This is a genomic window from Brachybacterium sp. SYSU DS0246, assembly GCF_059391765.1.
This window is the reverse complement of record NZ_JBZXYT010000023.1, coordinates 1-24,306: the sequence shown is the minus strand read 5'-3', so window position 1 is coordinate 24,306 and position 24,306 is coordinate 1. Positions and strand designations below refer to the sequence as shown.

The following is a 24,306-nucleotide window of genomic DNA, read 5'->3' as shown; positions in this document are numbered from 1 at the left end:
CTCCCTATCTCTCGGCCGCTCTTCAGCGGCACGTCAGTCGAGGTTCTGCCAGTCCAGCAGCACCTTGCCGCCGCTGCCGGACCCGGCGATGTCGTAGGCGCGCTCCCACTGCGAGGCGGGCAGCACGTCCGAGACGGTCGCCAGAACGCGTTCGCGCAGCAGGGGGCTGGTCGAGATCATCGCGCTCATCGCGTTCCAGGTCTCGAACATCTCGCGCCCGTAGATGCCCTGCAGCGTGAGCATGTGGGTGATCACGGTGGTCCAGTCCAGCTCGAAGTGCCGCGAGGGCAGCCCGAGCAGCGCGACCCGGCCGCCGTGGTTCATGTTGGCGATCATCTCCTGCAGGGCGCTGGGCTGGCCGGAGATCTCCAGGCCCACGTCGAAGCCCTCCTTCATGCCCAGCTCCCGCTGCGCCTGGGTCATGGTGGTGCGGCCGACGTTGACCGCCAGGTCCACGCCCATCGAGCGCGCCAGTTCGAGGCGGTGCTCGTGCAGGTCGGTGATCGCGATGTAGCGGGCGCCGGCGTGGCGGGCGACGGCAGCCGCCATCAGACCGATCGGCCCCGCGCCGGTGATCAGGACGTCCTCACCGATCAGGGGGAACTTCAGGGCCGTGTGGACGGCGTTGCCGAACGGGTCGAACACCGCTCCGAGCTCCGGGGTGATGACCTCGGTGCCTGCGTCGTGCTCATGGACCCACACGTTCAGGTGCGGGACCACGACGTACTCGGCGAACGCGCCGTCGCGCTGGACGCCCACCGAGCGGGTGCGGATGCACATCTGCTTGCGCCCGGCGCGGCAGTTGCGGCACGTCCCGCACACCACGTGGCCCTCTCCGGAGACCCGGTCACCGACCCGCACGTCGCTGACCTCCCCGCCGACCGCGGTGACCTCGCCGTAGAACTCGTGGCCGGGCGTGAAGGGGACGGTGTCGCACATGGCCTCGGCCGAGGAGTCCCAGCTGAGGATGTGCAGGTCGGTGCCGCAGATGCCGGCGCGCAGCACGCGGATCTTCACGTCCCAGGGGCCGCACTCCGGTTCGGGCAGCTCCACCATGGTCAGGCCCGGGCCGGGCTCGGTCTTGCGCAGGGCACGCATCATCGCGGCAGCAGTCCTCCTCGGGTCATGGCCCGCCGCCGCGGGCCCGCCCGTCGATGGTAGACCGCGTCGGGGCATCCCGGCTCGCGGCGGCTGCTCGCGGGTCGAGGCGTCGACGGGCCGACGAAAATCACGAGGGGCTGCAGGCCTTCCGCCCCGTAGAGTGGAGGCGCCATGACCACGCCCTCCACCGCCGCCGGCTCGCGCCTGTCCTATCCCGCCGAGCTGCCCGTCTCCGGGCGCCGCGAGGACATCATGACGGCGATCCGCGAGAACCAGGTCGTCGTGATCGCGGGCGCCACCGGCTCCGGCAAGACCACCCAGATCCCCAAGATGCTGCTCGAGCTCGGCTACGGGCAGGGCAAGCGGCTGATCGGCCACACCCAGCCACGACGCATCGCCGCGCGCTCGGTCGCCCAGCGCATCGCGAGCGAGATGGGCGAGAAGCTGGGGGAGGGGACCGTTGGCTTCCAGGTCCGCTTCACCCGTGAGACCGGTCGCGGCACCCGGCTGAAGCTGATGACCGACGGCATCCTGCTGGCGGAGATCGGTCGCGACCGGCTGCTGAAGCGCTACGACGCGATCATCATCGACGAGGCCCACGAGCGCTCGCTGAACATCGACGTGATCCTCGGGTACCTGCGGCAGATCCTCCCGCAGCGCCCGGATCTCAAAGTCATCATCACCTCGGCGACCATCGACCCCGAGCGCTTCGCCGAGCACTTCGGGCAGCGCCTGCCCTCCGGCGAGACGGAACCGGCTCCGATCATCGAGGTCTCCGGGCGCACCTACCCGGTCGAGGTCCGCTACCGGCCGCTGGTGCTGGAGGCGGAGGTCGAGGAGGACGACGAGCTCGAGGACGTCCACTCGATCGAGCGCGACCTCACCCAGGCCATCATCGACGCCGTCGACGAACTCGCCGCCGAGGGCCCCGGCGACATGCTCGTCTTCCTCCCGGGAGAGCGCGAGATCCGCGAGATCTCCGATGCCCTGAGCACGCACCTCGATCGCGGCACGAGGGGCCGCAGCGCCCTGCCGGTCGAGGTGCTGCCCCTGTTCGGGCGGCTGTCCGCGCAGGACCAGCAGAAGATCTTCTCCCCGCCGCCATCGGGCACCTACCGTCGGATCATCCTGTCGACCAACGTCGCCGAGACCTCGCTGACGGTCCCGGGCATCACCTACGTCATCGACTCGGGCCTGGCCCGCATCTCCCGCTACTCCCAGCGCACCAAGGTCCAGCGCCTGCCGATCGAACCGATCTCGCAGGCCAGCGCGAACCAGCGCTCCGGCCGCTCCGGCCGTACCGCCCCCGGCATCGCGATCCGCCTCTACTCCGAAGAGGACTTCGAGGGACGGCCCGAGTTCACCGAACCGGAGATCCTGCGCACCTCGCTCGCCTCCGTCGTGCTGCTGATGACCAGCCTCGGGCTGGGGGATGTGGAGTCCTTCCCGTTCGTCGAGCCGCCCGCTTCCCGCGCCATCACCGATGGCGTGCGTCTGCTCGACGAGCTCGGCGCCCTCGAAGCCGCCCCCGATCAGCCCGGCGGGCGGCAGCTGACCTCCGTCGGCCGCACCCTCGCCCGCTTCCCGCTGGATCCGCGGATGGCCCGCATGCTGATCGAGGCGCACCGTCTGGGCGCCCTGCGCGAGGTGCTGATCATCGTGGCGGCACTGTCCATCCAGGATCCGCGTGAGCGGCCGCTCGGCCAGGAGCAGCAGGCCAAGGAGAAGCACAAGCGCTTCGAGGACGAGACCAGCGACTTCCTGGCCTTTCTGAACCTGTGGAACCATCTCCAGGCGCGCCGCAAGGAGCTCTCCGGCAGCGCGTTCCGCCGCGAGGTGCGCGCCGAGCACCTTCACTACCTGCGCATCCGCGAATGGTGGGATCTGCACTCCCAACTGCGGGACATGGCCAAGGACGTCGATCTCTCGACGAACGACAACGACGCCTCCCCGCAGGCCATCCACCAGTCCTTGCTGGCCGGGCTGCTCTCCCACGTCGGCCTCCACGACGAGCGCACCCGCGAGTACAGCGGCGCCCGCGGTGCGAAATTCGCGGTGTGGCCGGGATCGGCGCTGGCCAAGAAGCGCCCCGACTACGTGATGGTCGCGGAGCTCGTGGAGACCTCCCGCCTGTGGGGCCGCACCGCCGCCCGCATCGATCCCGCCTGGGCCGAGGAGACGGGCGCGCACGTGGTCAAGCGCTCGTACTCTGCCCCGCACTGGTCCTCCAAGCGTGCCAGCGCCATGGCGCACGAGAAGGTCACCCTGTACGGGGTGCCCCTCGTCGCCGATCGCGTCGTCGGCTACGGCCGCATCGACCCGGTCGCGGCCCGCGAGATCTTCATCCAGAACGCGCTGATCGAGGGGGACTGGCGCACCCGCCACCACTTCTTCCGTGACAACCGCGCCCTGATCAGCGACCTGGAGGAGCTCGAGGCCAAGACCCGCCGCCGGGATCTCCTGGTCTCGGACGAGCAGCTGTTCCGCTTCTACGACGAGCGGATCCCCGCTCACGTCGTCTCCGGTAGGCACTTCGACTCCTGGTGGAAGAAGCAGCGCCACGAGACCCCGGACCTGCTCACCCTCACCGAAGGGGACCTGCTGGCCGCGGACGAGGATGTCACCGAGGCGATCCGCGCGGACTTCCCGGACACCTGGGTCCAGGGCGACATCACCCTGCCGCTGAGCTATTCCTTCGGCGAGCTCGGTGCGAAGGGCGCCGACGGGGTCACCGCCACCGTGCCGCTGGCGGTGCTGAACCGCCTCGAACCGCGCGGGTTCGACTGGCTGGTCCCGGGGATGCGCGAGGAGCTGGTCACCGAGCTGATCCGTTCCCTGCCCAAGCAGATCCGTCGCCATCTCGTCCCGGCTCCGGAGCGGGCGAAGGCGGTGGCCGCGAAACTCCACGACGACGATCCCGACAGCGGTGAGCCGTTCGTCGAGGCCGCGGCCGACGAACTCGTGGACCTGCCGGGCGTCCCCGACGACCTCCCGCTGTACGGCCCGGAGTTCGACCTCACCAAGCTGCCGGCCCACCTGCGGATGCATTTCCGGGTGGTCGATGCCAAGGGCCGCGAGATCGGGTCGGGCGATGACCTCGAGGCTCTGAAGCAGCGACTGCAGAAGCGGGTCGAGGCCTCCGTCTCGTCCCAGGGCGATGACCTCGCCCGGACCGACCTGCCCACGTTCCCCGAGCAGGGGATCCCGGCCGTCCACGAATCCACCGTCGGCGGGCTCAAGGTCACCGGGTACCCCTCCCTCGTGGCGCGGCGGGGCGCCGACGGGCGGCTCGAGCGCGTGGACCTGGCGGTGCTGACCACCGCCGACGAACAGGCACTCGCCCATCGCGAGGGCGTGATCGCGCTGCTGGACCGCGAGCTGGGCGCGGATCTCTCGTCCGTGCTGAACGCGCTGCCCAACCCCACCAAGCTCGCCGTCTCTGGCTCCGACTACTCCTCGACGGCGTCGATGCTGGCCGACGCGTCCCGCGCCGCCACCTCGCATCTGGCGGGTGAGGCCCAGGTGCGTACGCGCGCCGAGTACGACCAGCTGCTGGAGCGGGTGCGCAGCGAGCACGACGCTCTGGCCGCCCAGGCGGTGAAGGATGCCGCCTCGGCCCTCGCCGTCAACGCGCGCCTGCACAAGGAGCTCAGCCGGGTCCCGTCCCTGGCCGTGCTCTCCCACCTCACGCAGATCCGAGAGCACGCCGCCTCGCTGCTCGGTGACGGGTTCATCTCCCGCACCGGCATCGATCACCTGCCTGACCTGCGCCGGTACCTCGAAGCCGATGCGATCCGCCTGGAGAAGCTGCCGGAGAACCCGCGCCGCGACGAGCAGCTGGCCTGGCAGATCGCCGATCTGACGAACTACTGGCACACCGAGCGGGCCAAGCTCTCGCCCCGTCGGCGCGCCCAGCCCGACGCCCGCGAGATCGACTGGATGCTCGAGGAGCTGCGCGTGAGCCTGTTCGCCCAGCAGCTCGGCACCAAGCAGACCGTCTCGGACAAGCGGATCCGCAAGGCGATCGCCGAGCTGTCCACCGGCGACGGTCGCTGAACGCAGGCGCGCTCCGGAGCCGCCGGGCCCGGGGGCCTCACCGTCCCCGTGGGGCGTTCTCGCACGGCTCGGCATCGACCCGAATGCCGCGGCGACTCACGGGCATATGCCCGAATACGCCGCACTCGGGATCCCGGCGCGGAGATATGACCTCCTGTGTGCCGGAGCGCATATATCCGCCGTGGTGCAGACCACCTCGGCAGCGTGTTCCACGACGCATTCGGAAGCTTTGCCTTTTTGTGTGAGTGGTGACGGCGGTGCCGGAACTTCTGGGCCGGGGGTCGGTGCAATCACCGCGTGGCCTGCCCAGACGTCACGTGATGAAAGTGTGCAGGAGTTTGTCGCACAGTCATGGGAAGGGAAACTCGAGGTCGCGGTGAAAACCCTGGCGCTGCGCCGGGTATTCACACCCCGTGATCATCCCGTTACGTTGGCGGAGCTCGGAAGGTGCCGAGCGCCTTCCACTGTTGTTCGAGCCCGAAGGGTGCCGCTCTCTTGTCTTCTCTGTCTTCGTTCCTGCCTGCTTCGTCCTCCGCCGGCCGGTCCGCCGCGGCCTCCGCACCGCTGTCCCGCCGCGGCCTGTTCGCCGCCGGGACGGTCGGGCTCGCCTCGCTGACCTCTCTCGCCGTCGCCGCACCCGCCTCCGCGCAGGGCGAGACGTGGACAGAGGCGTTCATGACCCGTGAGGAGACCCGCGAGGGCTTCGAGATCGGTGCCATGGACCAGTGGCAGGTGGAGAACGCGCAGTTCATCATCGCCGTCTGCAAGGGCCACGGCCTCGAGGAGGCAGTCACCACGGTCACGCTGATCACCGCCATCGTGGAGTCCTGGCTGTACAACTACGAGCCCGCCGTCGACCTCGACTCCGGCGGTCTGTTCCAGCAGCGGCCCTCGATGGGCTGGGGGAGCGCGGCCGACGTGCGGCACAAGAAGAAGGCCATCGACGCCTTCCTCGGCCTCGGCGAGATCTCGTCCGCGCCGGGCCTCCTCCAGGCGGTGCCGGACGTCGCGAACTGGGAGCCCGGTCAGGCCGCTCAGACGGTGCAGGCCTCGGCCCACCCCGAGCGCTACGCCGAGCAGGTCACCAGCGCACGGACGATCATGGACCGGTACTCGCGCAAGGTCGCGCCGTTCACCGCCTGAGATCGTGAGCGGCGGCCGGAACCGTCGCTCCGCCGCGGGTCGGTGCGTGCGCCGTTGAGCCGCCGACATCGTTAGGCTGTGCCTCATGTCACCGATGCCCTCCGTGAGCTACTCCATCACCATCCGCCTCGAGTTCGCGGCGCGATCCGCCGCGGTCAGCGACATCACCGGGCGCATCGAGAAACACGGCGGTTCCGTGACCGCGCTCGATGTCTCCGCCTCCGGGCCGGAGCGCATGCGCGCCGACATCACCGTGCTGACCGCCGGCCATGACCACGCCATGGAGGTCGTCGATGATCTCCGGACGATCGAGGGCGTCGAGCTCGGCAAGGTCTCGGATCGCACCTTCCTGGCCCACCTCGGCGGCAAGCTCACCGTCGAGTCGAAGATGCCGATCCGGCATCGCGACGACCTCTCGATGGTCTACACGCCGGGCGTCGCCCGCGTGGTCAAGGCCATCGCCGAGAACCCCGAGGACGCCCGGCGACTGACCATCAAGCGCAACACCGTCGCCGTCGTCTCCGACGGCTCCGCGATCCTCGGGCTGGGAGACCTCGGCCCGCTGGCCGCGATGCCCGTGATGGAGGGCAAGGCCGCGCTGTTCAAGCGGTTCGCCGGCATCGACGCCTTCCCGATCTGCCTGGACGCGCACTCGGTCGACGACATCGTCGCCCATGTCAAGGCGATCGCCCCCGTGTTCGCGGGCATCAACCTCGAGGACATCTCCGCCCCGCGCTGCTTCGAGATCGAGGACCGTCTGCGCGCCGAGCTGGACATCCCCGTCTTCCACGACGACCAGCACGGCACTGCGATCGTCGTCGTGGCCGCCCTGCGAAACGCCCTCCGCGTCGTCGAGAAGGACCTGACCACCGCTCGCATCGTCCTGGCCGGGGCCGGCGCGGCCGGTACCGCGATCCTGCGCCTGCTGCGCGCCGCCGGCGCGCGCGACGTCGTGGTCACCGACATCGACGGCATCATCCATGAGGGCCGTGAGAACCTCGCCGGTCGCCTGCCGTGGATCGCGGAGGTCACCAATCCTCGCGAGCTCACCGGGACCATCGGTGACGCGATCGAGGGGGCCGACGTCTTCATCGGCGTCAGTGCCGGCAACATCCTCACCGCACAGGACGTCTCGACCATGGCCGAGCGCTCGGTCGTCTTCGCGATGGCCAACCCCACCCCGGAGATCGACCCGTCCGAGGCCGCGAAGTACGCCGAAGTGGTCGCCACGGGCCGCAGTGACTTCGCCAACCAGATCAACAACGTGCTCGCCTTCCCCGGGGTATTCCGGGGACTGCTGGATGCCCATGCCACGCGGGTCACCGACCGGATGCTGCTGGCGGCGGCCAACGCCCTGGCCGACGTCGTCACCGCCGAGGAGCTGAATCCGACCTATATCGTGCCCAGCGTCTTCCACGACGGGGTCACCAAGTCCGTCGCGGGGGCGGTGGAGCAGGTGGCCCGGGAGGACGCCGGCACGGTGGACACGATCACGGGCGCTATGCCCACGGTCTACGCGGACGAGATCACGCTGAACGGCTGAGCTGCCGAACGGCTGACCCTCCGCCGAGGCGTCAGTGCTGGGAGGCGGTCTCCCCGCGCTCCTGGTCCCTCTCGCCGCGAGGATCGTGCTGCGCGGCGTCCCGGTGGCGCCGACGCTCTGCGAGCCACAGGCCCACGCCGAGGGCGATGCCGATGACGTCGGCGAGGAGGTCGCCGCCCTCCGCGGCGCGTTCGGGCAGGGCGATCAGCTGGATGAGCTCGATCAGCAGCGCGTGGACGAACGCGGCGATCACCACCCATCCCATGGGGAATCGTCTGTGCGGTGCCAGTAGGCGACCGGCGGTCCACACGAGCAGGGCGAAGAGCAGCAGGTGGACTGCCTTGTCCAGGCCGGGGACGCCGGCGCCCGGGGTGCCCGCGGGGATCGAGGGCAGATAGAAGCTGGCGTTCGCCACGATCGCCAGGGCGAGCAGGCCGACGCGCCACGGCAGGGAGCCGCCCACCCGTCGGACCTCGTGCGGGAGACGGCGGAGGAACTCGGCGACAGCGTCCATGGCGGGCATTGTTCCAGGGGTGACGCCTGTCTCCGTGGAGGCTGGGCCGCTAAGCTCGCCCCAGCACGACATCGACCGAGGGAGTTGCCATGTCCTCCAGCACGTCCGATCCGTCCCGGATGGACCCGTACAGCGATGACCCGGGCGCGTCACCGGGCAGCACCGCGGTCCTCGACCGGCAGCTGCAGGAGCAGGAGCAGACCACCGACGACGGTGACCACGACCGGTTCGCCCACTACGTGCGCAAGGACAAGATCACTCAGGCGGCGCTGGACGGCACGCCCGTGATCGCGCTGTGCGGCAAGGTGTGGGTCCCCGGGCGCTCGCCCGACAAGTACCCGGTGTGCCCCGAGTGCAAGGAGATCTACGAGGGCATGCGCGAACCGCAGGACGGCGGCGGCGACGGCAAGGGCGGCTCCGGGCGCGGCGGCGGCTTCCGCGGCTTCTTCGGCGGGCGGCGCTGAGGGAGAGCTGACTTCCTCACACCGGACCCGGCGGCGGGTCGTCATACTGCGGCGGTACCGTGGTGCACGCTGTGAATACCTCCCCCCTGTTCTCCGCGAACGATCCCCGCCAGCCCTCCGAGGCGGCCGCGCGATCGCTGCCGCCGGCCTACCCCGAACGCGCCGCCTGGGGCACGGTTCCCAAGCTGCGCGCCTGGCAGTCCGAGGCGCTCGAGCTCTACCGCAGCACCGCCCCGAAGGACTTCCTGGCCGTCGCGACCCCGGGCGCCGGTAAGACCACCTTCGCCCTGCAGGTCGCCGCCGGCCTGCTCTCCGAGGGCACCGTCCGGCGCATCACGGTGGTCGCGCCGACGGAGCATCTGAAGACGCAGTGGGCCGACGCCGCCGCCCGCGTCGGCATCTCCCTGGACCCGAACTTCACCAATGCCCAGGGCGCTCACGGCTCCCACTACCAGGGCGTCGCGGTGACGTACGCCCAGGTGGGCATGCATCCCGCGCTGCATCGGGCCCGCACCGAGGCCGATCGCACCCTGGTGATCCTCGACGAGATCCACCACGCCGGCGACTCACTGACCTGGGGCGACGGCGTGCGCGAGGCGTTCGACCCCGCGACGAGGCGCCTGGCGCTGACCGGTACGCCCTTCCGCTCCGACTCCTCGCAGATCCCGTTCGTCACCTACGAGGACGACGGCCAGGGCTTCTTGCGCTCCAAGGCGGATTACGTCTACGGATACGGGGAGGCGCTGCGCGATCACGTGGTCCGCCCCGTGCTGTTCATGACCTACTCGGGCCGGATGCACTGGCGCACCAAGGCCGGTGACGAGGTCTCCGCGCAGCTCGGGGCGATGGAGACCAAGGACATCACCCAGCAGGCCTGGCGCACCGCGCTGGACCCCAAGGGGGAGTGGATCCAGTCGGTGCTCTCGGCCGCGGACCGACGGCTGACCGAGCTGCGCCGCCACGTCCCCGACGCCGGCGGCCTGGTGATCGCGACCGACCAGAAGGCCGCCCGCGCCTACGCCGCGACCCTGCAGGAGATCTGCGGCCAGGAACCCACTGTCGTCCTGTCCGACGATGCCGGCGCCGGCCGGCGCATCGAGGCCTTCTCCGAGTCCGACGATCGCTGGATGGTCGCGGTGCGCATGGTCTCCGAGGGCGTGGACGTGCCGCGCCTGGCCGTGGGCGTCTACGCCACCTCCACGGCGACCCCCATGTTCTTCGCCCAGGCCGTGGGCCGCTTCGTGCGCTCTCGGACCCGCGGCGAGACGGCCAGCGTGTTCCTGCCGACGGTGCCGATCCTGATGGCCCACGCCGGCGAGCTCGAGGCCGAGCGCGATCACGTGCTGGACCGTCGGCCCGACGAGGGCGACGAGGTCACGGGCCTCGACGAGAGCCTCATCGAGCAGGCGAACCGCTCCGAGAAGGCCAGCGAGGACCTCGAGATGTCCTTCGAGGCGCTGGAGTCCGAGGCGTCCTTCGACCGGGTCCTGTTCGACGGCGGCGAGTACGGCGCCGGGGGCGTGGCCGGCAGCGAGGACGAGCAAGGATTCCTCGGCATCCCGGGCCTGCTGGATGCGGACCAGATGCGCACCGTCCTCCAGCAGCAGCAGGCCGAGCAGCAGGCCCGCCGTCAGCGCAGCGGGCCCGCCGAGCAGCCGCAGACGCCGGGCGTGGTGGATCATCGCCGGCTCATGGAACTGCGCAAGGAGCTCAGCACCCTGGTCTCGGCCTGGTCGCGGAAGTCCGGCACTCCCCACGGTTCGGTGCACAACACGCTGCGCAGCCGCAGCGGCGGGCCGGCGGTCGCCCAGGCCAGTGCCGAGCAGATCCAGGCGCGCATCGACATCGTGCGCGGCTGGTTCGTCGGCCGTCGCTGAGGGGCGCTGCCGGTCAGCCCGTCAGCGCAGAACCCGTGCCGCCTCGACGCCGTCGGTGACGGTGGGGATGGCGATCGGGCCGTCGGGCCCGTCGTCGGCCGGCAGATCCAGTTCGCGGATTGAGTCCGCGTGCCGCTGACGCGCCTTCTCGACCCGCTCCGGGGGAGGCAACGGGTCCGTCGGCTCGCCGCCGAGGATCATCGGGACCTGCAGGGGGCGCAGATTCGTGCGGCTCCAGTCCGGGTTGGCCTCGGCCGCCAGCAGCTCCGCGGTCAGCTCCCGTTCGAACTCGGCGATCTCCGCCTCGCCGGGCAGCACCAGCTCCGCGTGGGCGCGGTCGCCCACCAGCATCCGGAAGGCACGCTTGCCGGCGCCGAGCGTCGCCTTGTCCAGCGACTGCTTGCCGACGGGGTGCATCTGCCCGTCGGCCCCCTCGCGCTCGACCAGCTTGTACACGAACCCGGGCGCGGGGTGGCCGCCGCCGGTGACCAGGCGGGTGCCGATGCCGTAGCCGTCCAGCGGGGAGGAGGCCAGCTCCTCGACGCGGTACTCGTCCAGATCCCCGGTGGCGGTGACGCGGGTCGTCGTCGCCCCGAGCGAATCGAGCAGTCGACGGACCTCGCCGGCCTGCTCGGCGAGATCGCCGGAATCGAGTCTCACCGCTCCGAGCTCCGGCCCGGCGAGGTCCACCGCGGTGCGGATCGCGGTCTCCACGTCGTAGGTGTCCACCAGCACCGTCGTGCCGGTTCCCTGGGAGACCAGCTGGGCGCGGAAGGCCTCCTCCTCGCTGTCGAACAGCAGCGTGAAGGAGTGCGCCGCGGTCCCGGCCACCGGGATCCGGTAGTGCGCCCCGGCCGCGAGGTTGGAGGTGGAGGCGAAGCCGACGACGTAGGCGGCTCGAGCGGCGGCGATGGCGGCGTCCTCGTGGACGCGGCGCCCACCCATCTCGATGCAGGGGCGGCCGCGGGCGGCGGTGATCATGCGCGAGCCGGCCGAGGCGATCCCGCTGTCGTGGTTGAGGATCGAGAGCACCACCGTCTCCAGGATCACCGCGTCCTCGAAGGTGCCCTCGACGCGCAGCACGGGGGAGCTGGGGAAGAACAGCTCACCTTCCTCGTAGCCGTGGACGTCACCGGAGAAGCGGTACCGGGCCAGATGCTCCAGCGTGTCCTCGTCCAGCACGCCCGCCCCGCGCAGATAGCGCAGATCGGCGTCGTCGAAACGGAAGTCGGCGATCGCGTCGAGCACGCGGCCGGTGCCGGCGAGGACGCCGTAGCGGCGGCCCTCGGGCAGGGAACGGGTGAACACCTCGAAGACGCAGCGTCGCGACGCGGTGCCGGCCCGGCGGGCAGCTTGCACCATCGTCAGCTCGTAGAGGTCGGTGAGCAGGGCGGAAGTCACAGTGTCCACCGTAATGCGTGCCGGGCCAGCAGATCGCCGGGCGCGCCCCGTAGACTCGACGGGCACCGCGTCCCGGCAGATCGGGACGTGGCGGGACACAGGAGGAGCACGAATGCCGGTCGAGCTGCCGCGGGCTGAGCCCGACACGGGCTCGCTGACCGATCTCTCCCACAGCAACCAGTTGACGATGGATGCCGAGGGGCCCTGGTGCACGGTGGTCTGGAACGACCCCGTGAACCTGATGAGCTACGTCACCTTCGTCTTCCGCCGCTACTTCGGGTACTCGCGCCTGGTCGCCGAGCAGCTCATGACACAGGTCCATGAGGAGGGGCGGGCGATCGTCTCGCGCGGGTCCCGCGAACGCATGGAGACCGACGTGCAGGCCATGCATTCCTACGGCCTGCGGGCCACGCTGGAGAAGGCGGAGGAGGACTGATGGCGCATGCGTTCCGCCGTCGGCCCGACGGCTCCCTGGCCTGCCGGCTCGACGGCGAGGAGAAGGCGATCATCGCCCAGGTCGCCCAGGAGACCGCGGAGCTGATCCGCGGCGACCTCGGGATCGACTCGGATGCCGATCCGCTGCGTCGTGCCGCCGAGAGCGAGGACCCGCTGCGCCGGCTGGAGGCCGAGTTCGCAGGCCGCGATGCCCGCGAGCCCGCGGACTCCGCCGTCAAGCGCCTGTTCCCGGCGGCCTCGGAGGATCCGACGCTCGCCGCCGAGTACCGCCGGCTGGGTCAGCAGGACCTCGCCGACGGCAAGCTCGCCGACCTCCGCCGCGTGATGGCGATCCTGGACGCCAGCGGCAGCGAGCACAGCGAGGTCGTGCTGGACGATGACGACGCCCTGGCGGTGCTGCGCGCGCTGAACGACGTGCGGATCGTGCTCGCGGACCGTCTGGACCTCCAGCGCGACGGCGACTTCGACACCGTGCGGATGCTGCAGCAGATCGGCGAGCGCGTGGAGGGGGCGAGCGAGACCGACGACGACACCGTCGGCTCCGACATCGTCATCGCCGTCTACGAGCTGCTGTCGTGGCTGCAGGAGAGCCTGCTGCGGGCGTTGGACTGAGCGACGAACTGTGAGCCCGTCGTGGTCTGCGAGGAACGAGCGGGCCGCGCGGGGTGAGCGGGAGGAGCTCAGTCGCTTGGAGAGAGGACTGAACGACGACCGGCGAACCCGCAGTGGTCCGCGAGGAACGAGCGGGCCGCGCAGGGGCGCGACTGTGAAACTGCACCCAGTGAGCGCGCCACGAGTGTTTCGGGGACCCCGCGACACTAGCCTTGCCGGGATGAACAACGCGCCGATCGGGATCCTCGACTCAGGGGTGGGCGGGCTGACCGTGGCCCGAGCCATCCTCGACCAGCTGCCGCAGGAGGAGCTGGTCTACATCGGCGACACCGCGCACAGTCCGTACGGGCCCCGACCCATCGCCGACGTGCGCGCGCTGGTGCTGGGGATCATGGACGATCTCGTCGAGCACGGCGTGAAGCTGCTGGTGATCGCCTGCAACACCGCCTCGGCCGCCGTGCTGCGCGATGCCCGCGAGCGCTATCAGCTGCCGGTGGTCGAGGTGATCCAGCCCGCTGTGCGCCGCGCCGTCGCCGCCACCCGCAACAACCGCATCGGCGTGATCGGCACGCAGGGCACGGTGACCTCCCGTGCCTACGAGGACGCGTTCGCCGCGGCGCCCGATCTGGAGATCGTCACCCAGGCCTGCCCCCGCTTCGTCGAGTTCGTCGAGAACGGGGTCACCATGGGCGACGTCGTCGCGGAGGTCGCCGAGGAGTACCTGGCCCCGGTCCGTGAGGCCGGCGTGGACACCCTGGTGCTGGGCTGCACCCACTACCCGATGCTCGCCGGCCCGATCAGCTACGCGATGGGACCGGACGTCACCCTGGTCTCCTCCGCCGAGGAGACCGCGCTGGACGTCTACCGCCAGCTGCGCGGCACCGACCAGCTGCGTCAGTCGGAGCGCTCGCCGCGCCACGTCTTCGCCCAGACGGCCGACGGGGACGGCAGCGAGTCCTTCGCCCGCCTCTCGCGCCGCTTCCTCGGGCCGACGCTCGACATGACCGCCTCCCTGCCGGTGGTCTCGGCATGAGGCTGACCGTCATCGGCTGCAGCGGCAGCTTCGCCGGCCCCGACAGCGCCGCCTCCAGCTACCTCATCGAGCAGGAGGACTCCAGCGGCCGCCTCTGGCGGGTGCTGATGGACCTCGGCTCCGGCGCGTTCGGCCCGCTCCAGCGCGTGATCGACCCGGCGGAGCTGGACGCGGTGATCATCTCCCACCTCCACCCCGATCACTACCTCGACCTCACCGGTCTCGAGGTGTTCTGGGCCTACCACGAGCGCGACGACCTCCCGCAGCTGCCGATCCACGCCCCGGAGCCGCTGCCGGACCGGCTCTCAGCGGTGCTGTGCCGTGAGGGGTACGTCCCCGCCGGCGTCGACGGCGTGCCGTTCGCCTACCACGCCCTCGCCGACCGCCGGGACTTCTCCATCGGCCCCCTCGACATCGAGGTGCGCGCGGTGACCCACCCCGTCGAGGCCTACGGCTTCCGGATCACCGGCGGGGGCGGCGTGCTCGCCTACTCCGGGGACACCGACTCCTGCCCGGCCCTGGACGACCTGGCCGCCGGCGCGGACCTCTTCCTGTGCGAGGCCGGGTACATCGAGGGCCGCGACGACCGCTTCAGCGGCGTCCACCTCACCGGCCGCCGCGCCGGGCAGTGCGCGACCCGCGCCGGCGTCGGGCAGCTGGCGCTGACCCACATCCCGGCCTGGACCGAGCCCGCTGTCACCCTCGCAGAGGCCCGCGCCGCCCACGACGGCCCGATCCAGGTGGTCCGTCCCATGGATATCCTCGACGTGTCCGCCTGAACATCCCCACGAAGGGAGCTCCGTGAGCTCACAGACCCAGACCGAGCCCGCGCCGGCCGGTGACCGCGTCGACGGCCGCACCCCGGATCAGCTGCGCGAGGTGCGCATCACCCGCGACTGGCTCGACCACGCCGAAGGCAGCGCCCTGATCGAGTTCGGCCGCACCCGTGTGCTGTGCGCCGCCTCCTTCACCGAGGGCGTGCCGCGGTGGAAGCAGGGCTCCGGCTCGGGCTGGGTCACCGCCGAGTACGCGATGCTCCCGCGCGCGACCAACTCCCGCTCCCAGCGCGAGAGCGTCAAGGGCAAGATCGGCGGCCGCACCCACGAGATCTCCCGCCTGATCGGCCGCTCCCTGCGCGCGGTCATCGACCTCGACGCCCTGGGTGAGAACACGATCCAGCTGGACTGCGACGTGCTCCAGGCCGACGGCGGCACCCGTACCGCCGCGATCACCGGCGCCTACGTCGCCCTGGCCGACGCGATCGCCTGGGGCAAGCGCCACACCTCCCTCCCCGCCGCCCGGGAGATCCTCACCGACTCCGTCAGCGCCATCAGCGTCGGCATCGTCGGCGGGCGTCCGCTGCTGGACCTGGAGTACCGCGAGGACGTCGAGGCCGAGACCGACATGAACGTCGTGGTCACCGGCGCCGGGTCCTTCGTCGAGATCCAGGGAACCGCCGAGGGCGCCCCCTTCGACCGCACCGAGCTCGGATCCCTGCTCGACCTGGCCACCGGCGGGTGCACCACCCTCGCCGGCCTCCAGCGCGAGGCCCTGGACCAGCCGCGATGAGCGCGAGCGTCGCCGGCGTGCCCGAGGGAGCCCGGGTCATCCTGGCCACCCACAACGCCAAGAAGCTGCACGAGCTGCAGCGCATCCTGGTGGCCGCGGTCCCCGGCCTGGAGGCCGAAGCCGTCATCTCCTCGGCGGGGATCGACCTGCCGGACGTGGTGGAGGAAGCGGTCACCTTCCAGGGCAACGCCCTGCTGAAGGCGCACTCCGCCGCCGAGGCGACCGGCCTGCTGGCGGTGGCCGACGATTCCGGTCTCTCCGTCGACGTGCTCGGCGGCTGCCCGGGCATCTTCTCGGCCCGCTGGAGCGGGCGCCACGGTGACGACGAGGCCAACAACGACCTGCTGCTCGCCCAGCTCGCGGACATCCCCGACGAGTACCGCACGGCACGGTTCGTGTGCGCGGCGGCGCTGGTGGCCCCCGACGGCACCGAGATCGTCGAGCGCGGCGTGATGACCGGCCGGCTGCTTCGCGAGCGCCACGGCGAGGGCGGCTTCGGGTACGACCCGATCTTCCTGCCCGACGGGGAGGGACGCTCGGCCGCCGAGCTCGCCCCCGAGCAGAAGGATGCGATCTCCCACCGCGGCGAAGCCTTCCGCGCCATCGCCGAGCACGTCGCCCAGCTCCTGGGCTGAGAAGTCCATGGCGCACGGCGTGAACCCAGCGGAGGCGCCGTGGCGCGAGGCCGTCGCTGCCATGATCGGCACCTCGAGCGTCGATCTCGAGGACGTTCGACGCGAACCCCTGGGCTACGACGCGTTCCTGGCCCACCGTGACGTGCACCGGCTGCGCGGTGCGGCCGTCACCGGGACTCGACGCCGGCCCTGGTCACTGATCGAGAAGGTGACAGAGGGCCCGGCGACGGCCTCGCCGTACCTGCTGGACAACGGCCGACGCGAGCATGCCGCCTACACCTCCGGCCTGCTCGAGGACCTGGCACCGTCGCTGGTGGCGCCGCGCCTGTACGGCTCGCAGGTCAAGGCCGACGGCCGGATCACGCTGTGGCTCGAAGAGATCCGCGACGAGGCGCCCCGGCCCCTGGATGCCGGGTCGCTGCTGGCGATCTCGCGAGATCTCGGCGCGATGGCGGGACGGTGGCTGGACCGGGTCCCGTCTCACCCCTGGCTGTTCACCGGCTGGATCGACCGGCACGCGCAGCCGGAGGCGATGGAGGCCGGACTGGCCACTCTGGAGCGCGCGAGGACGCCATCGAGCCTCTCGTGGACCGGCCGCGTGGGCGAGGCACAGGAGCTGATCCGCGCGCAGCCCCGTGTGCGCACGATTCTCGAGGCGCTTCCGCAGACGCTGTGCCACCACGACGCGGTGGGCGCGAACACTCTGCGCAGCGGCGGTCGCAGCGTATTGATCGATTGGGAGTCGGTGGGGCCGGGCCCGGTGGGCGCGGATCTCGCGTCCCTGCTGTTCGCCTCCGTCCGGCGCGGCGACGCGTCGGCGCACGTGGTCCGCTCGCTCGTCGAGGACGCCTTCGACGCCTACGTCGAGGGGCTGCGCTCCGAAGACGGGGAGGCCGGCGTCGCTGCTGCTCGCCGTGGGCGCGACGCCGCGATCTGCCTGCGCTGGAAGCTCGCCGCCGACGTCGCCGAGACGGCCCTGGAGGGCCGCCCGGCGCGGCGGGGGAGCGCGCCGGAGGAATCTCCCGAGCAGGCGCTCGACGAGCTCACGCAGCTGGTCGGCATCCTGCTGGATGCGGCCCGACGCGTTCTCTAGAGGGTCGAGGTCAGCTCCCGCGAGCGGGCCGTCAGCGCCTCAGGTGGCGCCGACGTAGGCGAGGGCACGGCGCACGATCAGGTCGCGGCCACCGGTCATCTCCTCGAGCGGAGAGGGCTCCGCCAGCAGCTCGTCGAGCCCGAACCACGCCATCTCCAGCGCGTCCTCCTGCGGGGCCGTCTCCCCGTCGATCGGGACGATGTAGGCCATGGAGATGGCGTGCTGGCGCTGATCGTGGAACGGCGAGATCCCCGGGGTGGGGAAGTACTCGGCGACCGTGAAGGGCACGGGGGAGACGGGGATGCGCGGCAGCGCCATCGGCCCCAGGTCCTTCTCGATGTGCCGGGAGATGGCCTCGCGGATCGTCTCGTGGATCAGCACCCGCCCGGAGACGATGGCGCGCACGATCTGCCCGCCCCCGTCGGCCCGCAGCAGCAGTCCGACCTCGACGACGCTGCCGTCCAGGTCGGTGCGCACCGGCACGATGTCCACGTACGGGATCGGGAGACGGCGACGCAGTTCCTCGATGCCCTCGGGTTCGAACCATGCGCCCTCGGTGTCCACGGCGGTGCGGTTGGTCATCGGGTACCTCCCTGGAGAGCGTCGGTCGGGTCCTGGTCGGCGACGGCCTGGGCCGCCTCGGGCTTCTCGGCGAAGAATCGGGGGTTGCGGTCGCGGGAGGGGACTTCCACCTCGTTGTCGACCGCCCTGCCCGCGATCATGCGGATCCGCCAGGTGGTGTCCTCGAGCTCGATCACCGAGAGGGTCGCGTTCGGGATCGAGGGCAGGGGCCGCTCGATGATGCCCGACAGCAGGAACCGGATGAGCGTCCCGTGCGCGACGACGAGCACCTTCTGACCGGGGAAGCGCTCCTCCAGCGCTTCGAGCGCGTCATAGCCGCGATCGGCGACGGCCTGGTAGTCCTCGCGGCCCGGGAAGGACCGGTCGGGGTAGAGCTCCTGCATCTCCTCGACCGGCCGGCCCTCGGCCTCGCCCCAGTCGATCTCCACCAGCTTCGCCTCGGTGCCGCCGAAGGGGATGCCGTGGTCCGCCGCGATGATCCGCGCCGTGTGCTCGGCTCGCTGCAGCGGCGAGGAGACGACCACGTCCCAGACCATGTCGGGCAGCTCGTCGAAGGCGCGGTGGGCCTGTTCGACACCGGTCTCGTTCAGCGGCATGTCCGAGGAGCCCTGGAACAGGTTGTGGCGGTTGTAGTCCGTCTGCCCATGGCGGACGAGCCCGAACAGGGTCATGAAGCGTCTCCTCGGAAAAGGGGTGTGTTCCGTGCGCGAGAAGGGACTCGAACCCTGCTCCCACATCGTCGGGACCAGCGTATACGCCCGGCACCGTGGGTTCACGCCTCCCTGCCGTTCCCCCGGGTTCTCCGTGAACCGGCCGGGTTCTCTGCCACTGGTTTGCGGGTTCGGGCCCTCGGGTGAGGGCCTCGTAGTAAAGCGTCTCGAACTCTATCGGGGTGAGCATCCCGAGAGAGCCGTGGAGGCGCCGGTTGTTGTACCAGTTAACCCATCCGGCCGTTGCGTTCTCGACGCCTGCGAGGGTGCGGTAGTTGTAAAACCGCGATCTCGCCGGTTCAGGGGTTGACCTTGATGAGGTGGTAGACCTCGCGGATGACGTAGCGCTTCAGTCAACGGACGACGTCGCGCTTGCTCCTGCCTTCGGCCGCCCGACGGGCGACGTAAGCGGCATAGATCCCGTAGCGAGCCGCACGAGCGGTGAAGCCCGGCAGATCCCCGACGAAGAGCGTGACTCGAGAGCGCCCCGCACCTTCTGGATCGAGCTCGGTGTAGATGTGACATAGATCAGACATCGTCCAGACGCGCCCGGTCTCATTCGGCGCGAATGCCGGAGCACCAAAGAACGCCTCGCACCCGCTTTCAGCGACATCGAGGTCGCTCACGGCCAAGCCTGCGAACAATCGCGCGCCGGAGAGTTCGGGTGCCACACTCACCAGACGTCCCCCTCGGCCAGCGGAACGACCCAGGCCCGGCGCTCACAGATCAGACCTTCTCGCATCACGAAGACCTCTGCCATGGCCAACCGCTTCATCGATCCATCCGGTTGGGGCACACGCCCCCGAAGCTCAGCCATGATCGTCTCGTGCTCTTCCACCATCCGCACCACCTCCAGCTCGGGGTCTCCAGCAAACCCCGGGCCCTCGATGGCGGCATCATAGGCAGCCTTTCCTTCCAGTACGAAAGCGCCAAATACCGTCCAACGGATGTCATCGGTCAAGCAGGCCAAGATCTGATCATGATCCGTGCGCCGGAAACCATCGAGATAACGCTCTACGGTCTGCTTGTTAGGACTCGTTTCCATGTGATTCTTCCTCCTCGTCGCAGCGATTATGCTGCCTCGTCGTCACCGGGCTGCCGAAAGGTGTCCGGCACAACTCATGCGCCGTTCAAATCGACATGCATCTCGAAGTTTGGCACCAGGATGCCACGGACTATGTTGATACGGTTCTCACGGTCAACCACGAAGCCGCTCCGCGCGAAGGCAGCTCGTGCGCCACGACTCGCTCGGGTGGTGACACGCGTGCACCCACGCCGTCGCGCTTCAGCCAGCGCCGCCGCAATCAGCTCCTGGGCGACGCCGCGTCCGCCGACTCGGGGAGCGACGAACAGCATGTCCACCTCGGCTTCGTCGGTTAGGTCGCAGAAACCCACGAGCGCGCCCTCCCACTCGGCCACGATCGTCCAGGCACGCGAGCGAGCAGGGGCCCAAGTTGCCACATCCAGTTGTGGAGGACACCATGCGTTGATCTGATCGGGGCGGTAGTGTGCCGACGCGGTCTCTCGGATGGCGCGCACGTAGACCTTGAGGGTGTGCTGTGCATCCGCGCCGCGATATCGTCTGATCTTCAGCGGCAACTGAGCACCGTGAGCGGCTTCGAGACAACTCACCCTACTGCCGAGACACCCTCGTAGGCCGCGAAATCCGGCCTCCCCCGCGTCTCGAAGACCTGGATGGTCAACCCCTGAGGTGTCGTGCGGCTGCTCATGAGTTCGAAGCCGAGCGGGGCCGCGCCATCGGGGAACAGCCGTCGGCCCTGCCCTACGACCACGGGCGCTACGACCAACCGCAGCTCGTCGACGAGGCCGGCCGAGAATAGGCTCTGGGCCAGCGACGAGCTACCGTGCACCTGCAGGTCGCGGCCTGGTTGGGCTTTGAGGCCAGCGATCTGCGCCTCAACATCCCCGGTCACGATGGTGGTGGGGCTCCACTCGCCGTCAGCAAGGGTCTGCGTAGCGACATACTTCGGCAGATTGTTCATCCGCACTGCGAAGGGGTCCGCGGGATCAGTGATCTGGGGCCAGTCACGAGCAAACGCCTCGTAGGTGCGTCTGCCGAGCAGGAGCGCATCGGCATGCTCCAACCAGTCGGAAGCCTGATCCACGAATGTTGCGTCCATGTGCGGTACCAGCCACCCGCCTCGTGTAAATCCTCCGCTGGGATCCTCCTGCGGCGAGCCTGGGCCTTGCGAGACCCCGTCTAGACTCACGAACTGCATAACGGTCAACTTCATTGTGGAACTCCTTCTGGATGAGAGCCGTGCCGTACACCATGCCGCGATCGCCGCAGCGACACAACGGACGTCGCTCCTACACTTTGAGGCAAGCGACGCACCGGAACATCCGCCATCAAGGTCGATCAGCATCCCCCAATCGGGCGATAGTGAAGCACTGCTGGGACTGCCGCACGGGACTGCTGCACGGATAGGTGACATCTGATCTGGCTTGCCCGCTGGGCGGCCTGGAAGGATGTGCACCATGCCCGCTCCCTATCCCCAGGAGTTCCGCGACGATGTCGTCCGAGTGGCCCGGTCCCGCGAGGACGGCGTCACGATCGCGCAGATCGCCAAGGACTTCGGCGTCCACGAGATGACGCTGCGGAAATGGCTGCGCCAAGCCGACATCGAGGACGGCAACCGGCCCGGCAAGACCCGCGAGGAGTCGGCCGAGCTGCGTGATGCCCGTAACCGGATCCGGCTGCTGGAGCAGGAGAACGAGGTCCTCCGCCACGCAGCGGCCTAGCTGTCCCAGGCGAACCTGCCGTCAAAAGGCTCTACCCGCTCGTGAGCGAGCTCGCCGCCGACAAGATCCGTGTCGCGGTGTCCCTGCGGGTGCTGAAGCTCTCCCGCCAGCCCTACTACCGCTGGCGGAAACAACAGGTCACCGAGACCGAGCTGATCGAGGCCTACCGTGCGAACGCGCTGTTCGACGCGCACCGCGACGACCCCGAGTTCGGGCACAGATTCCTCGCCGGTGAAGCGGCCGAGCGTGGCGAGGTCGTCTGTGAGCGGACCGCGTGGAGGACCTGCCGGGACAATCAGTGGTACTCCGCCTTCGGGAAAAGCGGGGGAAGAATGGCAAGAGGCCGGGCCCGCCCGTGCACGATGACCTCTCGTCAAGCGGGACTTCACCGCCGATGACGTCAACGAGCTGTGGCTGACCGACGTTCTCCCGCAAGCGGGAGGTGCCCCCTCCGAGCACCCCACCGATGAGGGCAAGCTCTACCTCTGCGCGATCAAAGACGCGTTCTCCGGGCGGATCGTCGGCTACTCGATGGACTCGCGGATGAAAGCCCGCCTCGCAGTGAACGCCCTGGACAGCGCCGCATCGCGACGCGGTGACACAGTGGAATGCATCGTGCATTCCGACCGCGGGTCGCAGTTTCGGGCGCGGAAGTTCGTGCGCGCTCTCAACTGTCATCACCTCATCGGATCGATGGGCCAAGTCGGTGCCGCCGGGGACAACGCGGCCATGGAATCGTTCTTTGCTCTACTGCAGAAGAACGTGCTGAACCGGCGTCGCTGGCGGACCCGCGAGGAGCTCCGGATCGCGATCATCAGCTGGATCGAACGCACCTATCACCGACGCCGCCGGCAGGCCCGCCTGGGCCGATTGACCCCCATCGAATACGAGACCATCATGAACCCGACCGTCACCCTGGCGGCATAACACCGCAACTGTCACCTATCCGTGCAGCAGTCCCTTCCAGCGATGATCAGGCACCAGCAGAGCGGTGAGGACGGAGCCGTTCTTGCGGGTGCGACTCGTCTCCCCCCCCTCGACGACCGAGTCGTCCTCCGGGAAGCCCCCGCTCTCCGAACCCCCGCCGGGAGAGCGGGGGTGTCCTGCGTGGTGGAGCTATGATCGCGTCATGGATCCCGCACTCGTAGGGGCACTGACGATGTTGCTTGTCTGGGCGATCGTAGTGCTCGGTGCTGTGCTGCTACTGATCGAGGCGTACTGGCTCGCCCGAGGGGCCGCCGCTGGACGATTCCAGCACGTGATCTCGTGCGTCCACCCGAAGGGCAACGACCTGGACCCTGTCGGCTTGCAGTGAGGTCTCCCGGCCGCCCCCGGATCTCCAGTCTTCCGGCTCGTTTTCATTCCGATCGGTCGGCTCCTTTGAGCCCACCGCCCACCTGGGGCTAGGTTGTGACTCAGTACACGCAGTCGACAGGATGATCAGTGTGCACTCGCTGTCATCGAAGCTCCCGTAGACGTCACGCTTCTCGTGCCCTCGCGGCACCTGAGCGAGAGTCACGCGATCGGAGGATTGTTGATGAATACCCCTGACCGCTCTCCCACTGTGAATGATCTCGGCCGTACTCCAGTACAGATCGCGGCTCTGGTGTACGGCGTCGTGTTTTTCCTCGTCGGGATAGCCGGGTTTATCCCCGGCCTGACCACCGACGTCGGCTCGATGCAGTTTGCGGGGCATCATTCTGAAGCGATGCTACTGGGCATTTTCCAGGTATCGATCCTGCACAACGTCGTGCACCTGCTGTACGGTGTCGCAGGGGTCGCCCTAGCCAGCCGCGCATCCCTCGCCCGCCTCTATTTGCTGATCGGCGGCATCGTCTACCTGGTGCTGTGGATCTACGGCCTCGTCATCGGCGAGGAGTCGATGGCCAACTTCGTGCCGCTGAACACCGCCGATAACTGGCTCCATTTCGTCCTCGGCGTCACCATGATCGCGCTGTCGTTCCTCCCTCGCCGTCGACCAGGCCGCGCCGTCACCGCGACCCAGCACGACGGGTAATCGAGAGGGTTTCGACGCCTGACCTGAGTTGGACCTCTTTAGTGTGTCAGTGCATCAAGGATGGTTCGGGCGTCGTCGGTGAGTTCGGGGGTGGCTGTGATCTGCTGGCCGGCGAGGGTGATGGTCACGTCCTGCAGGGGCCGTAGCGTGCGGGTGATCTTGCGGATGGAGTAGCCGGTCTGTTTCTGCGTGTGCCGTGCGACGGCGAGGGCGGTGAACACGATGGTCAGGTGGGCTTCGATCGCGTCGCGTTGCCGGTGGAACATGGGTCTGGCCTGCAGGTCTGTTTTGCTCATCCGGAAGGACTGCTCCACGTGCCACAGGTCGTGGTAGCTGGAGATCACCTCCGGGGCGGGCATGATCTCGTCGGGGATGTTGGTGACGTAGCCCTTGAGCCCCACCAGTGCCCGGGCCCTCTCCAGCGACGCGACATCGAGGGTCCGGCCAGCAGCGGTGGTCTTCACGAACCGTGTCGATTTCACTGCCGCGTCACCGTCGATCACAGCTTTCGCCCGGTTCTCCTGCGCGGTCAGCGTGCGGCCGTCGCGGGCGGCGCGCTTGCGGGAGTAGGCCCACACGGCTCGCCAATGCCCGGGATGCTCGCCCGGGTCCCAGACGGGTTCGGCCCGCTGACTGGTGCCCTGGCTGCGGGTCTTGCCGTGGCGCGGGGTGATCGTGTCGATGATCTGCCCATCGGTGAAGGCGTCCCCGTGCCAGTGGAAGTGGTTCGCGAGATC

General features: G+C 69.5%; 24 protein-coding genes and 2 pseudogenes. 15 read left to right on the top strand and 11 right to left on the bottom strand.

Annotation, left to right across the window (positions count from 1 at the left end; all coding sequences use genetic code 11):
- Positions 1–33: 33 nt before the first annotated feature.
- Positions 34–1,098 (bottom strand): L-threonine 3-dehydrogenase, encoded by a 1,065-nt coding sequence (gene tdh / locus AC5020_RS12125; RefSeq protein WP_464988513.1) that lies wholly within the window; start codon positions 1,096–1,098, stop codon positions 34–36.
- 174 nt (positions 1,099–1,272) lie between these two features.
- Between tdh and hrpA the strand changes: the two genes are divergently transcribed.
- From hrpA to AC5020_RS12110, 3 genes are all read left to right on the top strand, one after another.
- Positions 1,273–5,157 (top strand): ATP-dependent RNA helicase HrpA, encoded by a 3,885-nt coding sequence (gene hrpA, locus AC5020_RS12120; protein ID WP_464988482.1) that lies wholly within the window; start codon positions 1,273–1,275, stop codon positions 5,155–5,157.
- A gap of 495 nt (positions 5,158–5,652) precedes the next feature.
- Positions 5,653–6,300, top strand: coding sequence for a hypothetical protein (locus tag AC5020_RS12115; protein WP_464988481.1), 648 nt, complete (start codon positions 5,653–5,655; stop codon positions 6,298–6,300).
- An 85-nt stretch (positions 6,301–6,385) separates the two neighbouring features.
- Positions 6,386–7,843, top strand: coding sequence for an NAD-dependent malic enzyme (locus AC5020_RS12110; RefSeq protein WP_464988480.1), 1,458 nt, complete (start codon positions 6,386–6,388; stop codon positions 7,841–7,843).
- 31 nt (positions 7,844–7,874) lie between these two features.
- Here the strand turns inward: AC5020_RS12110 and AC5020_RS12105 are convergent, their stop codons facing one another.
- Positions 7,875–8,357 (bottom strand): VanZ family protein, encoded by a 483-nt coding sequence (locus tag AC5020_RS12105; RefSeq protein WP_464988479.1) that lies wholly within the window; start codon positions 8,355–8,357, stop codon positions 7,875–7,877.
- 89 nt (positions 8,358–8,446) lie between these two features.
- On the opposite strand from AC5020_RS12105, the gene AC5020_RS12100 reads away from it, so the two are divergent.
- Both AC5020_RS12100 and AC5020_RS12095 read left to right on the top strand, forming a co-directional pair.
- Positions 8,447–8,821, top strand: coding sequence for a DUF3039 domain-containing protein (locus tag AC5020_RS12100; protein WP_377017455.1), 375 nt, complete (start codon positions 8,447–8,449; stop codon positions 8,819–8,821).
- Positions 8,822–8,892: 71 nt separating this feature from the next.
- Positions 8,893–10,698, top strand: coding sequence for a DEAD/DEAH box helicase (locus AC5020_RS12095; RefSeq protein WP_464988478.1), 1,806 nt, complete (start codon positions 8,893–8,895; stop codon positions 10,696–10,698).
- 21 nt (positions 10,699–10,719) lie between these two features.
- Here AC5020_RS12095 and AC5020_RS12090 read toward each other — a convergent pair whose 3' ends face one another.
- A complete protein-coding gene (locus AC5020_RS12090; RefSeq protein WP_464988477.1) occupies positions 10,720–12,099 on the bottom strand; it encodes a nicotinate phosphoribosyltransferase in 1,380 nt (459 codons plus the stop codon).
- 112 nt (positions 12,100–12,211) lie between these two features.
- Between AC5020_RS12090 and clpS the strand changes: the two genes are divergently transcribed.
- The 7 genes from clpS (at position 12,212) to AC5020_RS12055 (ending at position 17,497) form a co-directional block, all read left to right on the top strand.
- Positions 12,212–12,535, top strand: coding sequence for an ATP-dependent Clp protease adapter ClpS (gene clpS, locus AC5020_RS12085; protein WP_377017462.1), 324 nt, complete (start codon positions 12,212–12,214; stop codon positions 12,533–12,535).
- On the top strand, positions 12,535–13,167 hold the full coding sequence (locus AC5020_RS12080; RefSeq protein ID WP_377017464.1) for a DUF2017 domain-containing protein: 633 nt from the start codon (positions 12,535–12,537) through the stop codon (positions 13,165–13,167). The genes clpS and AC5020_RS12080 overlap by 1 nt, the downstream gene beginning before the upstream one ends.
- A 220-nt stretch (positions 13,168–13,387) precedes the next feature.
- The gene (gene murI, locus AC5020_RS12075; RefSeq protein ID WP_377017466.1) at positions 13,388–14,200 is read left to right on the top strand and encodes a glutamate racemase; all 813 of its coding nucleotides are present in this window, start codon (positions 13,388–13,390) and stop codon (positions 14,198–14,200) included.
- Positions 14,197–14,979 carry an MBL fold metallo-hydrolase gene (locus tag AC5020_RS12070; protein ID WP_377792853.1) on the top strand — a complete coding sequence of 261 codons (783 nt, stop codon included), beginning with the start codon at positions 14,197–14,199 and terminating at the stop codon, positions 14,977–14,979. The genes murI and AC5020_RS12070 overlap by 4 nt, the downstream gene beginning before the upstream one ends.
- A 22-nt stretch (positions 14,980–15,001) precedes the next feature.
- The gene (gene rph / locus AC5020_RS12065) at positions 15,002–15,769 is read left to right on the top strand and encodes a ribonuclease PH (protein ID WP_464988476.1); all 768 of its coding nucleotides are present in this window, start codon (positions 15,002–15,004) and stop codon (positions 15,767–15,769) included.
- On the top strand, positions 15,766–16,404 hold the full coding sequence (rdgB, locus tag AC5020_RS12060; RefSeq protein WP_377017472.1) for an RdgB/HAM1 family non-canonical purine NTP pyrophosphatase: 639 nt from the start codon (positions 15,766–15,768) through the stop codon (positions 16,402–16,404). Before rph ends, rdgB begins: the two co-directional genes overlap by 4 nt.
- 19 nt (positions 16,405–16,423) lie before the next feature.
- Positions 16,424–17,497: a phosphotransferase gene (locus AC5020_RS12055; RefSeq protein WP_464988475.1), complete on the top strand. Its 1,074-nt coding sequence runs from the start codon at positions 16,424–16,426 to the stop codon at positions 17,495–17,497.
- A 39-nt stretch (positions 17,498–17,536) separates the two neighbouring features.
- On the opposite strand, the gene AC5020_RS12050 is transcribed toward AC5020_RS12055, so the two are convergent.
- From AC5020_RS12050 to AC5020_RS12020, 7 genes and pseudogenes are all read right to left on the bottom strand, one after another.
- Positions 17,537–18,079: a DUF4916 domain-containing protein gene (locus AC5020_RS12050; protein WP_464988474.1), complete on the bottom strand. Its 543-nt coding sequence runs from the start codon at positions 18,077–18,079 to the stop codon at positions 17,537–17,539.
- Positions 18,076–18,750, bottom strand: a complete 675-nt coding sequence (locus tag AC5020_RS12045; RefSeq protein WP_464988473.1) for a histidine phosphatase family protein — start codon at positions 18,748–18,750, stop codon at positions 18,076–18,078. Before AC5020_RS12045 ends, AC5020_RS12050 begins: the two co-directional genes overlap by 4 nt.
- Positions 18,751–18,913: 163 nt before the next feature.
- Positions 18,914–19,063, bottom strand: a pseudogene (locus AC5020_RS12040) (integrase core domain-containing protein); the annotation flags it as partial.
- Positions 19,064–19,142: 79 nt separating this feature from the next.
- Entirely contained in the window at positions 19,143–19,415 is a 273-nt protein-coding gene (locus tag AC5020_RS12035; protein ID WP_464988472.1) for a hypothetical protein, read from the bottom strand.
- A gap of 47 nt (positions 19,416–19,462) precedes the next feature.
- Positions 19,463–19,834, bottom strand: coding sequence for a nuclear transport factor 2 family protein (locus AC5020_RS12030; protein WP_377017489.1), 372 nt, complete (start codon positions 19,832–19,834; stop codon positions 19,463–19,465).
- 74 nt (positions 19,835–19,908) lie between these two features.
- The gene (locus tag AC5020_RS12025) at positions 19,909–20,388 is read right to left on the bottom strand and encodes a GNAT family N-acetyltransferase (protein WP_464988471.1); all 480 of its coding nucleotides are present in this window, start codon (positions 20,386–20,388) and stop codon (positions 19,909–19,911) included.
- A 29-nt stretch (positions 20,389–20,417) separates the two neighbouring features.
- The gene (locus AC5020_RS12020) at positions 20,418–21,029 is read right to left on the bottom strand and encodes a dihydrofolate reductase family protein (RefSeq protein WP_464988511.1); all 612 of its coding nucleotides are present in this window, start codon (positions 21,027–21,029) and stop codon (positions 20,418–20,420) included.
- Between the two features lie 259 nt (positions 21,030–21,288).
- Here AC5020_RS12020 and AC5020_RS12015 point away from each other — a divergent pair.
- The 3 genes and pseudogenes from AC5020_RS12015 to AC5020_RS12005 all read left to right on the top strand — a co-directional run bounded on the left by AC5020_RS12015 (position 21,289) and on the right by AC5020_RS12005 (position 23,569).
- Positions 21,289–22,479: pseudogene (locus tag AC5020_RS12015) on the top strand (IS3 family transposase).
- A gap of 202 nt (positions 22,480–22,681) precedes the next feature.
- Positions 22,682–22,867 carry a hypothetical protein gene (locus tag AC5020_RS12010; RefSeq protein ID WP_377017496.1) on the top strand — a complete coding sequence of 62 codons (186 nt, stop codon included), beginning with the start codon at positions 22,682–22,684 and terminating at the stop codon, positions 22,865–22,867.
- 222 nt (positions 22,868–23,089) lie between these two features.
- Complete coding sequence (locus AC5020_RS12005; RefSeq protein ID WP_377017498.1) at positions 23,090–23,569, top strand: DUF4383 domain-containing protein; 480 nt, start codon at positions 23,090–23,092, stop codon at positions 23,567–23,569.
- A gap of 38 nt (positions 23,570–23,607) precedes the next feature.
- Here AC5020_RS12005 and AC5020_RS12000 read toward each other — a convergent pair.
- Positions 23,608–24,306: IS1634 family transposase (locus AC5020_RS12000; RefSeq protein WP_464988470.1), on the bottom strand; the 699-nt coding region annotated here is incomplete at its 5' end.